At 72.2% G+C, this 10,960-nt stretch carries 12 protein-coding genes; 5 read left to right on the top strand and 7 right to left on the bottom strand.

The genetic code is table 11. The features are described from left to right. Positions 1-324, top strand: a 324-nt coding sequence (locus OZN99_RS16760) for a hypothetical protein (protein ID WP_270936407.1), incomplete at its 5' end; no start/stop codon positions are given. Between the two features lie 14 nt (positions 325-338). Beyond that, a complete protein-coding gene (locus tag OZN99_RS16755; RefSeq protein WP_270936406.1) occupies positions 339-1,169 on the top strand; it encodes an alpha/beta fold hydrolase in 831 nt (276 codons plus the stop codon). Positions 1,170-1,175: 6 nt separating this feature from the next. On the opposite strand, the gene OZN99_RS16750 is transcribed toward OZN99_RS16755, so the two are convergent. From OZN99_RS16750 to OZN99_RS16720, 7 genes are all read right to left on the bottom strand, one after another. Further along, the gene (locus OZN99_RS16750; RefSeq protein WP_270936405.1) at positions 1,176-2,177 is read right to left on the bottom strand and encodes a calcium-binding protein; all 1,002 of its coding nucleotides are present in this window, start codon (positions 2,175-2,177) and stop codon (positions 1,176-1,178) included. 94 nt (positions 2,178-2,271) lie between these two features. Next, positions 2,272-3,918 carry a molybdopterin-binding/glycosyltransferase family 2 protein gene (locus tag OZN99_RS16745; protein ID WP_270936404.1) on the bottom strand — a complete coding sequence of 549 codons (1,647 nt, stop codon included), beginning with the start codon at positions 3,916-3,918 and terminating at the stop codon, positions 2,272-2,274. Continuing rightward, positions 3,915-4,637: an XdhC family protein gene (locus OZN99_RS16740; protein ID WP_270936403.1), complete on the bottom strand. Its 723-nt coding sequence runs from the start codon at positions 4,635-4,637 to the stop codon at positions 3,915-3,917. The genes OZN99_RS16745 and OZN99_RS16740 overlap by 4 nt, the downstream gene beginning before the upstream one ends. Then, complete coding sequence (locus tag OZN99_RS16735) at positions 4,634-4,966, bottom strand: XdhC family protein (protein ID WP_270936402.1); 333 nt, start codon at positions 4,964-4,966, stop codon at positions 4,634-4,636. Before OZN99_RS16735 ends, OZN99_RS16740 begins: the two co-directional genes overlap by 4 nt. Further along, on the bottom strand, positions 4,963-6,189 hold the full coding sequence (locus OZN99_RS16730) for a vWA domain-containing protein (protein ID WP_270936401.1): 1,227 nt from the start codon (positions 6,187-6,189) through the stop codon (positions 4,963-4,965). Before OZN99_RS16730 ends, OZN99_RS16735 begins: the two co-directional genes overlap by 4 nt. 136 nt (positions 6,190-6,325) lie before the next feature. Next, positions 6,326-7,219 (bottom strand): AAA family ATPase, encoded by an 894-nt coding sequence (locus tag OZN99_RS16725; protein ID WP_270936400.1) that lies wholly within the window; start codon positions 7,217-7,219, stop codon positions 6,326-6,328. A 6-nt stretch (positions 7,220-7,225) separates the two neighbouring features. Then, complete coding sequence (locus OZN99_RS16720; protein ID WP_270936399.1) at positions 7,226-7,915, bottom strand: CoxG family protein; 690 nt, start codon at positions 7,913-7,915, stop codon at positions 7,226-7,228. Between the two features lie 246 nt (positions 7,916-8,161). Between OZN99_RS16720 and OZN99_RS16715 the strand changes: the two genes are divergently transcribed. The 3 genes from OZN99_RS16715 to OZN99_RS16705 all read left to right on the top strand — a co-directional run bounded on the left by OZN99_RS16715 (position 8,162) and on the right by OZN99_RS16705 (position 10,826). Continuing rightward, positions 8,162-9,490 carry a sodium:proton antiporter gene (locus tag OZN99_RS16715; RefSeq protein WP_270936398.1) on the top strand — a complete coding sequence of 443 codons (1,329 nt, stop codon included), beginning with the start codon at positions 8,162-8,164 and terminating at the stop codon, positions 9,488-9,490. A 77-nt stretch (positions 9,491-9,567) separates the two neighbouring features. Beyond that, positions 9,568-10,488: a methylisocitrate lyase gene (prpB, locus tag OZN99_RS16710; RefSeq protein WP_270936397.1), complete on the top strand. Its 921-nt coding sequence runs from the start codon at positions 9,568-9,570 to the stop codon at positions 10,486-10,488. 89 nt (positions 10,489-10,577) lie between these two features. Next, the gene (locus OZN99_RS16705; RefSeq protein WP_270936396.1) at positions 10,578-10,826 is read left to right on the top strand and encodes a CDGSH iron-sulfur domain-containing protein; all 249 of its coding nucleotides are present in this window, start codon (positions 10,578-10,580) and stop codon (positions 10,824-10,826) included. Positions 10,827-10,960 lie beyond the last annotated feature (134 nt).

Genomic DNA, 10,960 nt, shown 5'->3' with positions numbered 1-10,960 from the left:
GCCGGCGTGCTGGCCGCGCCGCTCGGCCTGCCGGAGACGCTGCTGCGCGTGGCGGGGCTGGTGCTTCTGCCCTGGGCGGCGGCGGTCGCCTGGCTGGGGATGGCGGCCGCACCGGGCCGGGCCGCGCTGCGCGCGGTGATCCTGGTGAACCTGGTCTGGGTGGCCGACAGCCTGCTGCTGGTGCTGGGCGCCCGGCTGTTCGGATTGGCGCCCAGCGGGCTCGGCATCGCCTTCGTGCTGGCGCAGGCGATCGCGGTGCTCGGCTTCGCGCTGCTGCAGACGACGGCACTGCGGCGCGCGCCGCGCGCCGCGGCGTTGGCGTGAGGGGGGCGCAGGCCATGGCATCGACCATCCTGCCCACCGGCCACGTCGTCACGCGCGACGACGTGGCGCTCTATCGGCGCGACATCGGCCAGGGCCCACCGGTGGTGTTCCTGGCCAGCTGGTCGCTGCCGTCCGACTCCTGGTCCCTTCAGATGCAGGCGCTGTCATCGGCCGGGTTCCGCTGCCTGGCCTACGACCGGCGCGGGCATGGGCGCTCCGGCGATCCGGGGCGCGGCTACGACTATGACACGCTGGCCGACGACCTCGCCGACGTGCTGGAGGTGCATGGCGTCCAGGCGGCGACGCTGGTCACCTTCTCGGGCGCAGCGGGCGAGGCGGTGCGCTACCTGACGCGCCACGGCAGCCGGCGTGTCGCGCGGCTGGCCATGGTCGGGCCGACCACGCCGCTGCTGGCGGGCGGGCCCGGTAACCCCGACGGGATCGACCCCGCCGCGCTGGAGGCGCTGCGCGGCGAGATCGCGCGGGACTTCCCCGCCTGGCTGGAGCAGGCGGCGCGGCCCTTCGGCGGGCCGCGCCTGTCGCAGGCGATGCTGGACTGGGTGCGCGGGCTTGCGCTGCAGGCGTCTCTACCGGCGCTGCTCGGCTTCCATCGGGCGCTGAGCGGGACCGACTTCCGGGCGGAGCTGCGCGCGCTGGACCTGCCGGTGCTGGTCATCCAGGGCGAGGACGACCAGACCTGCCCGCTGCACCTGACCGGCCGTCGCACGGCGGCGCTGGTGCCGGGCGCGCGGCTGCTGGTCTATCCGGGGGCGCCGCATGGGGTGCCGTTCAGCGACGCCGATCGGCTTTCGGCCGATCTGCTCGACTTCGCCCGGGGTGGCTGAGCCCGCTCAGCCCGGGATGACGAGGTCCGCGAACCCCAGTCCCGGCGCGCCCGCGAAGCGGGCGATCATCTGGATGGGATCGCTGCCGGTCCCGTCCAGGTCCAGCAGCAGCCGGCCCGTCGTCGCATCGTAGATCAGCCAGGCGCCGGCGTCGGTCATCTCCGCCGCGCTGGCGATCCAGCGGGACTCGTCGATGCCGCGTCCCGCCAGGAAGTTCAGCACGACCTTGTCGGTGCCGGCGGCGAATTGCTGCACCACGTCGCCGAAGTCGCCCGGGCGATAGTAGATGACGTGGTCGGCCTCGGCGTCCGCGCCGCACAGGATGGTGTCGCGGCCGCCGCCGCCGGCCAGCGAGTCCGCGCCCGCGCCGCCCACCAGACGATCAGCGTCAGGCCCGATCCCGTCGCCGCCGGCCGAGAGGAAATCGTTGCCGGCCCCGCCCAGCAGCAGGTCGTTGCCCATGCCGCCGCTCAGCACGTCGTCGCCCGCTTCGCCGGAGAGCGTGTCGTCCGTCGCCGTGATGCCGTAGCCGCCGCTCAGCCGGTCGTCGCCCGTTCCGCCGAACAGCGCGTCGCCCTGCGTGCTGCCTGGCTTCGCCGCGCCGATCAGGATGTCGTCGCCGCCCGCGCCGCGCAGGGTGTCCGGGCCGATGCCGCCGACCAGCATGTCGCTCCGCGCGGAGCCGTCGATCGGCTGGCCCGTGGTGGAATCCGCCGCGACCACGACGCCGAAGCGCACGACCTGCGGCGGCTCGCTGGCGAAGGTGGCACGCACCACGATCGTGTAGCTGCCGTCATCCAGGAACCAGTTCTGCAGCGGCGGCGTGGCGCCGCCGGGGTAGAACTGGACCGGCGGGTCGCCGGTGAGGGCATTCGGCCCGCCCCAGTCCACGCGGATGCTCACCGCGCCAGGATCGAATTGCAGGGTCGGGCCGGCAGCGCGCCCGCCATGGCCATCCGGAGCGATGTTGGCGCTGCCGATCTCGACCGACCAGGTTGAACCCGACACGAGGCGACCCTCCAGTAATTAGAGAGTCATTATATAGAGGAATGGTTCGGTCGCCAATCGACCGGCCATATCGAATTCTGCCGTATCGGGCGGCTCAGCGCCGGCCGGCGAACTCCGGCAGGGCTTTCAGCGCATCGGTGGTGTCGAAGTCGCGCAGCACCGCGTCGTCGGCCATTTCCACCTCGACCAGGCGCTCGGCGTGCTGCGCGGCCAGGTGGCGCGCACCGACATCGCCGCTCAGCGCCAGCATGGCCGGCAGGAACTCGCGCGACCACAGCATCGGGTTGCCCTGCTTGCCGCGGAAGGTGGGCTGCACGATGGCGCGGCCTTCCTCCGGGTCGAAGGCACCCATCAGCCGGTCCAGCATCTCGCCCGAGACGAGCGGCATGTCGCCCAGGCAGACCAGCATTCCCTCGGCCTCCGGCGGCACCGCCTTCAGCCCGGCCTTGAGCGAGGCGGAGAGGCCCTCGGCATAGTCCTCGGCATGCGCGAACAGCACGGCGCGGCCGGCCAGCGCTTCCTCCACCCGTTCGCGCTCATGCCCGGTCACCACGATGACCGGACGCGCGCGGGAGGCGAGGACGTTGTCCACCACGCGGGCGATCATCGGCACGCCCTTGCTGTCCGGGACCAGCAGCTTGTTCAGCGGCGCCATGCGGCGCGAGCGGCCGGCGGCCAGCACCAGCGCGCCGACCTGCCGCGCCTTGCGCGGCGCGATGGGGGAGGCGGGAACGCGCGGCGCATCGGCGCGCGGCAGCGGGCGGACCTCGATCTCCTTCAGCAGGCCGCCGACGCCCATGCCCATGACGTCGCGCGCGGTGACGCGCTGCCCGGCGAAGATGCGCTGCAGCACCCAGTCGAAGCCGTTGAGCTTCGGGCTGCGCGCGCAGCCCGGCAGCACCATGGCCGGCACCTCGCCGATGCGGCCTAGGCAGATCAGGTTCCCGGGATCCACCGGCATGCCGAAATGCTCGATGGCGCCACCCGCCCGCACGATCGCGGCAGGCCCGACGTCGCGCCGGTCCACCACGGCGGAGGCGCCGGCGATCAGCAGCAGTTCGGCGCCGGCCTTGCGGAGCCGGGTCAGCGCGTCGGCGACCGGGCCTTCCTCGTGCCGCACGCGCTCCACCGGCAGCATCGTGCCCATCAGCCCCTGCACGCGCGCCTCGGTCGCCTCGACGGCGCCCTCCATCACGCTTTCCTTGATGCCCGGCAGTTCGGTGAGCACCAGCCCGACGGCGAGCGGACGGAAGGGCTGCACCGAGAGCAGCGGGCGGCCCTTCGCCATCGCCTCGATCACCGACAGCACGCTGCCCGGCACGGCGAAGGGGATGACCTTGATGGTCGCCAGCATCTCCTTCGCGGAGACGACGGAGCGATTGGCCAGGGTGGCGATGGTGACGCTCTCATCCACCTGGTTCAGCCGGTCCACCAGGGCGACATCGACGGTGAACAGCCCCGCGCTCTCCGCGAAGAGGTTGACCCGCCCGGTTGAGGCACGCGAACGCGCGACGAGCGGCGCCATCAGCAGGTTGGCGATGCGGTCGGCGGCCTCGTCCTCCGCCACGTCGCCGGATTCGAGCCGGGCCGCGATGACGTCGCGCCGTCCGGCCTCCTTCAGCGCGGCGATCGCGGCCTCGTCCAGCACGGTGCCCTTCTTCAGCACCTTGCCGGGCATCCGGACGGTATGGGCGAGGATCGCGCCGCGCGCCTCTTCCAGCGGGGTGGGGCCGAAGATCATGCGCTTGCCTCGTGCCGCTCGGCGGCGGGGGCCTTCTTCTTCGGCCCGCCGCGCCTGGACGACACGATCTGCGCCAGGATGGAGACGGCGATCTCGGGCGCGGTGACCGCGCCGATGTCCAGGCCGACCGGCGCCTGGATGCGCGCGATCTCCGCCTCGGTCAGGCCGGCTTCCGTCAGCCGCGCCACGCGCTTCGCGTGGGTGCGCCGGCTGCCGAGCGAGCCGATGTAGAAGGCCGGGCTGCGCAGCGCGACCTCGAGCGCGGGGTCGTCGAGCTTCGGGTCGTGGGTGAGGGTGACGACGGCGGTGCGCGCATCGGGCGCGAGCGCGGTCATCGCCTCGTCCGGCCAGTCGGTGGAGATCGTCACGCGGTCGCCCATCCGCTCCTCGGTGGCGAAGGCGCGGCGCGGATCCACCACCGTGACCGCGAAGCCGAGCGGCAGCGCCATCGGCACGAGCGCCTGCGCGATGTGCACGGCGCCGACGACGATCAGGCGCAGCGGCGGGTTGTGCGGGTGGATGAACCAGGTCTCTGCGCCCAGCGTGACGTTCCGCGCGGCGTCGTCACGCAGCGCGGCCGCGGCCTCCGCGGCGAGCGGTTCGGGCAGCGTGTCGTCGGGGTGGAGCAGCTGCGCGCCGTCCGGCAGGCGCGTCAGCACGGCCACAGGGCGCTTCGCGCCGCGCGCGGCGAGCAGGCGGTCGAGGAAGGCTGGCGTCACCCCAGCTTCTCCACGAAGACCTTGAGCTTGCCGCCGCAGGCGAGCCCGACCTCCCAGGCGCGCTCGTCACTGATGCCGAAATCGAGAAGCTGCGGCGTCCCGCTCGCCATGGTCTGCTTCGCCACGTCGGCGACGGCGCCCTCGATGCAGCCGCCGGAGACGCTGCCGGCGAGCCGGCCGGACTGCGTGACCGCGAGGCGCGAGCCGGCCGGGCGCGGGGAGGATCCCCAGGTCTCCACCACCGTCGCGAGTGCCACCGTCTCGCCGGCCGCCAGCCAGCCGGCGGCGATGCCCAGGATGTCCTCGCTGTCAGGCCTGGCGTCGCTCATGCCGAGAACTCCCTTCCTCGCCCTGCGTGGCGGTCCGACAGCGCCGCGACCAGTTCCCGCAGCGACGCCAGGTTGTGCACCGGGCGGAACTCGTCCACGTGCGGCAGCATCGCGCGGATGCCCTGGGATTTGGGCTGGAAGCCCTCGAAGCGCAACAAGGGATTGAGCCAGACCAGCCGGCGGCAGGATTTGCGCAGCCGGTCGGTGGCCTCGGCGAGGCCCTTCGCGCCTTCGCGGTCCAGCCCATCGGTGATCAGCAGCACCACCGCGCCCTGGCCCAGCACGCGTCGGGCCCACAGGCGGTTGAAGCGCTCCAGGGATTCGCCGATGCGGGTGCCACCGGACCAGTCCGGCACGGCGTGGCTCACCATCTCGAAGGCGGCCTCGGGGTCGCGGTGCTTCAGCTGGCGCGTGACGTTGGTCAGCCGCGTGCCGAACAGGAAGCTGTGCACGCGGTCGCGGTCGTTGGTGACGGCGTGGATGAAGTGCAGCAGCACCTGCGCGTAGCGCGACATGGAGCCTGAGATGTCGCACAGCACCACCAGCGGCGGCGTACGCGTGATGCGCCGGCGGCGGGAGATGTCCAGGATCTCGCCCCCCGTGCGCAGGCTCTCCCGCACGGTCAGCCGCAGGTCGGCATGGCTGCCGATATGGGAGGCGCGGAAGCGGCGGGTGGGCCGGGCATCCAGCGGCAGGACCAGCTTGCGGATCTCGGCCTTCGCCGCGGCGATCTCCTCGGCCGACATGGCCTCGAAATCCATGGCCTGGAGGCGTTCGCGCTCGCTGACGGTGAAGGTGACGTCGAGCCGCTCCTCCTCCTTAGGCTCGGGCGGCTTCGGCGGCTCGGGCCGGTCGCCGCGCATGGCTTCCGCCAGGCGGCGGGAGGCGGGCGGCGGCTTCGGCGGTTCCTTGAAGCCGTCGAGCAGCGCCATGGCGGCGGCGTGGCGGCCGGCCTCCGGGTCGCGCCAGAACAGGCCGAAGGCGTGGTCGAACAGCAGGAAATGCTCGTGCCGGTGGACCATGGTGGCGCGCAGCGCGGCATGCGCCTGGGTCCGGTCGCCGATCTCCACCGCTTCCAGCGCGGCGGCGCCGGCCAGGATCTCGGCCGGCCCCACCGGCAGCCCGGCGCGGCGGAGCAGCCGGCCGAAGGCGACGAGGTTGGCGGGCAGAGCGCCGGCGGCCGTGGCCGTGGGGAGGACGAGGGCAGCCTTGGGGGGGATCATGCGGCCGGCGGGGCCGCCCGAGGCCGCAACCGCGGCCCGCGCACAGACCATCCTTCCCGAACTCGCAACCGTGGCCTGCGCGAGGCCAAGGCCGAGGATGCGGCCGCCCGGCGTCCGAGGGCGGCAGGACGATCCATCACGCGGCCGCCTGCTTCGCCTCCGCGACCAGGCGCGCCGCCTCGGCCCCGCGGATCCTGGCGATGTCGTCCTGGTATTTCAGCAGCGCGCCCAGTGTCTCGTCCACCAGGGCGGGTTCCAGCTCCTGCGCGTCCAGAGCGGCCAGTGCGGCGGCCCAGTCGATGGTCTCGGCGACGCCCGGCGGCTTGAAGGTGTCGGCGCCGCGCACCGCCTGGACGAAGGCGACCACCTGGGCCGAGAGCCGGTCCGCGACACCCGGCGCGCGCAGCTTCAGGATCGCCCGTTCCCGCGCCGCGTCGGGGTAGTCCACCCAGTGATAGAGGCAGCGGCGGCGGATCGCGTCGTGCACCTCCCGCGTGCGGTTGGAGGTGATGACGACCACCGGCGGCACCGCGGCCTTCACCGTGCCGAACTCCGGGATGGAAAGCTGGAAGTCGGCCAGGATCTCCAGCAGGAAGGCCTCGAAGGGCTCGTCGGCGCGGTCCAGCTCGTCGATCAGCAGCACCGCCGGCTCGCCTTCCAGCGCATCCAGCAGCGGGCGGGACTGCAGGAAGCGGCGGTCGTAGATGCCGCGCTCCAGCGCCGCCCGGTCACCGGCCTCGCCCGAGGCCTCGGCGAGGCGGATCGCCATCAGCTGCCGGGCGTGGTTCCACTCATAGGCGGCGGAGGCCAGGTCCATGCCGTCGTAGCATTGCAGCCGCACCAGCCGCCGTGGCAGCTGCGCGGCCAGCACCTTCGCAATCTCGGTCTTGCCGGTGCCGGGCTCGCCCTCCAGGAACAGGGGGCGGCCCATGCGCAGCGCCAGGTGGACCGTTGTGGCCAGCTGGCGGTCGGCGACGTAGCCGCCCGCCGCCAGAAGCCGCTGCGTCGCCTCGACGGTGGACGGCGTCATCGCGCGTCAGGTCGAGAGGAAGATCAGGTAGAGCACGAAGAGCATCGCGCCGAGGCCGCCCCAGACCTGGAAGGGCATGCCCATGAATTCCGAGGTGAGCACCCGCATCGGCAGGCCGGTCTCCCACGGATGCGGGTTCGGGCGCGCCACCGGCCCGCCCGGCGACATGCCGTCCGCGCCATGCTGCGTGATCGGGCCGGGTCCGCGGTCCGCCAGATACTCCGTGTCGGTGCCCGCCACCGCCGCGACAGGCTGCGGTGCCAGCTGGGCGGCGAAACGATCGAAGAACTGGTCGGCCATCGACTTGGCGGTGCTGTCGATCAGCCGGGCGCCGAGCTGCGCCATCTTGCCGCCGACCTGCGCCTTCACGTTGTAGCGAAGCCGGGTGGACTCGGGGCCTTCCTCGGTCAGCGCCACGTCGGCGCCTCCCTTGGCGAAGCCCATGGCGCCGCCCTGGCCCTCGCCGGAGATCGTGTACGATTCCGGCGCGTTGATGTTGGTCAGCTGGACCTTGCCGCCGAAGCGGGCGGACATCGGCCCGAGCTTGACGGCCACCTTGGCCTGGAACTGGTCGTCGCCCGTGCGCTCCACGCTCTCGCAGCCGGGAATGGCGGCCTGGAGCACGGCGGGGTCGTTCAGGGCCTCCCACACACGCTGCCGTGGGGCCGCGATGAGCCGCTCTCCAGTCATTTCCATCGGTAGGGGTCCCTCGATATCCGGTCGGCGCCGGTAATTAGGCCGCATCGGGCCGCGCGGAAAGGGCGGGCGGCGGGTCCGGCGGCCGGTATCGTGACGCGGCCGGCCGAAGCGGGTAAGCCCCTGGCCCGATACGGGGGCGGGGGCAGGCAAGCGATGCGTGGCTGGGCTGGGCGCGGAGCGATCGGGCTGGCGGCGGCTGGGGCTGCCCTGCTGCCCGGGGCGGCCCAGGCAGCTGGGGGCGGCGTGCCCGGAGCCGAGCTCTCGCTGCTCTGGGCGGTGCCCTTCGCGGGAATCCTGCTCTCCATCGCGCTGATGCCGCTGTTCGCGGGGCATCTCTGGCATCACCACTACGGCAAGATCGCCGCCGGCTGGGCGGCGCTGCTGTTGGTGCCGGCTGCCCTGGTCTTCGGCATCGACCGGGCCTGGTACGAGCTGACCCATGTGATGGTGCTGGAATACGTGCCCTTCATCGCGCTGCTGCTGGCGCTCTACACCGCGGGCGGCGGCGTGCTGCTGAAGGGCTCGCTGGTCGGCACGCCCACCACCAACACGGCCCTCCTGGCGGTGGGCACGGTGCTGGCCAGCCTGATGGGCACGACGGGCGCGGCCATGCTGCTGATCAGGCCGGTGCTGCGGGCCAATGCCTTCCGCAAGCAGAAGACGCACACCTTCGTCTTCTTCATCTTCCTGGTGGCGAACATCGGCGGCAGCCTGACGCCGGTGGGCGATCCGCCGCTCTACCTGGGGTTCCTGCGTGGCGTGTCCTTCTTCTGGCCGACGACGCACCTGTTCGGCGAGTTCCTGCTCTGCGCGGTGGTGCTGCTGGCCATCTACTGGCTGCTCGACAGCTGGGCCTGGGCGCGGGAGAAGCCGGTGCCGCCGCCGGAGGAACGGAAGGAACCGCTCTCGATCGAGGGCTGGGTGAACGTCTGGCTGGTCGGCGCCATCGTCGCGGTGGTGATCGCGATGGGCTACGTGAAGCTCGGCAGCGTCTACGTGCTCGGCCAGCGGATGGAGGTGGAGCGCGGCATCGGCATCCTGCTGTTCCTGGCGATCACGCTGGCCTCGGTGCGCTTCACCTCGGCGCAGCTGCGGGAGGCGAACGGCTTCGCCTGGGGCGCGATCCTGGAGGTGGCGAAGCTGTTCGCCGCGATCTTCATCTGCATGGCGCCGGTGCTGGCCATCCTGCGAGCGGGCGCCGATGGCGCCGCCGCGCCGCTGGTGGCGCTGACCTCCGACGCGAACGGGCAGCCGATCCCCTGGGTGTATTTCTGGCTGTCCGGGACGCTGTCCTCGTTCCTGGACAATGCGCCGACCTACATCGTGTTCTTCGAGCTTGCCGGCGGCGACCCGGCGTTCCTGATGACGCAGGGCGCGCTGACGCTGGCCGCGATCTCCTGCGGCGCGGTGTTCATGGGCGCCAACAGCTACATCGGCAACGCGCCGAACTTCATGGTCAAGGCGATCGTGGAGGAGAATGGCGTGCGCATGCCGAGCTTCTTCGGCTACTGCGCCTGGGCCGCGGTGTTCCTGCTGCCGCTGTTCGTGTTGGTGACCCTCGTGTTCTTCTAGTGGTCCGACGATCGACGGGCCGCCGGCCCGGAGTTTCGAAGCGACCCGCCCATGTGTGTGAGGAAGGCCAGACAACCATGCCCTACGTGATCGGCGACGACCTGCCCGACACCCCCGCCGGCCAGCGCTTCCGCGCCATGCTCGACCGGCCGCAGATCCTGCAGATGCCGGGCGCGCATACCGGCATCGCCGCGCTGCTCGCGAAGCAGGCGGGGTTCGAGGCGCTCTACATGTCCGGCGCCGCGATGTCCGCCACCATGGGCCTGCCCGACCTGGGCATGATCACGGTGGACGAGGTCGCCTTCTACATCCGCCAGGTGGCGCGCGCGGCGCGGCTGCCGATGCTGGTGGATGGCGACACCGGCTATGGCGAGGCGCTGAACGTCATGCACATGGTTCGCGTCTTCGAGGAGGCGGGCGCCGGCGCGGTGCACCTGGAAGACCAGCTGCTGCCGAAGAAGTGCGGCCACCTGAACGACAAGAAGCTGGCCGACGCGCGCGACATGGCGGCGAAGGTCGCGGCCGCCCGCAAGGCGCGCAAGCATCTGTATGTCATCGCCCGCACCGATGCGGTGGCGAGCGAGGGGATGGACGCCGCGGTGGCCCGCGCGAAGCTCTACCTGGAGGCCGGCGCCGACGCGATCTTCCCGGAAGCCCTGCACAGCCGCGAGATGTTCGCCGAATTCGCGAAGCGCATGCCCGGCGTGAAGCTGCTGGCCAACATGACGGAGTTCGGCCGCACGCCCTTCCTGACGGCGAAGGAGTTCCAGGACCTCGGCTACGCCATGGTGATCTGGCCGGTCAGCCACATGCGGGTGGCGAACAAGGCGATGGAGGAGCTCTACGCCACCATCCGCTCGACCGGCGGCACGATGGCCATGCTGGAGCGCATGCAGACCCGCGCGCAGCTCTACGCCACCATCGGCTATCACGACTACGAATCGCTTGACGCGAGCCTGGTGAAGACCGTCATTCCCGAGGGCATGCCGCAGGGCTGAGCGGCGCCGACCATCTGTGGGCCTCCGGGCCATTCGGTCCTGATCGGCGCCGCCGGCACAAACACGCGCTGCCAGCCGGGGGAACAGGAATGTCGGAGCAGAAGCTGCCCGCCGTGGCGCAGAAGGCGCCCTATGCGGTGGAGGTCGAGGCCGGACGCACCTATTGGTGGTGCGCCTGCGGGCTCTCGAAGCGGCAGCCCTATTGCGACGGCAGCCACAAGGGCTCCGGGCTTACCCCGGTGTCCTGGACGGCGGAGCAGGACGGCCGCGCCTGGTTCTGCGGCTGCAAGCAGAGCGGCAAGGCACCGCTCTGCGACGGAAGCCACAAGGCGCTGTAGCGGGCGCGCGCCCCGCGACGCTCAGCTCGGCGGGGGGGAGCCGGGTGCGGAGCCGGGTCCGGGGCCGCGTCCCGGGCCCGGGCCATAGCCCGGCCCTGGCCCGTAGCCCGGCCCGCGGCTGCCGCCCGCGCCGC

This window comes from Falsiroseomonas oryzae, from assembly GCF_027856955.1.
In the GTDB taxonomy this organism is placed as follows: Bacteria; Pseudomonadota; Alphaproteobacteria; order Acetobacterales; family Acetobacteraceae; genus Falsiroseomonas; species Falsiroseomonas oryzae.
The sequence above is the reverse complement of the archived record's forward strand: the minus strand, read 5'-3'. Positions and strand labels throughout refer to the sequence as shown.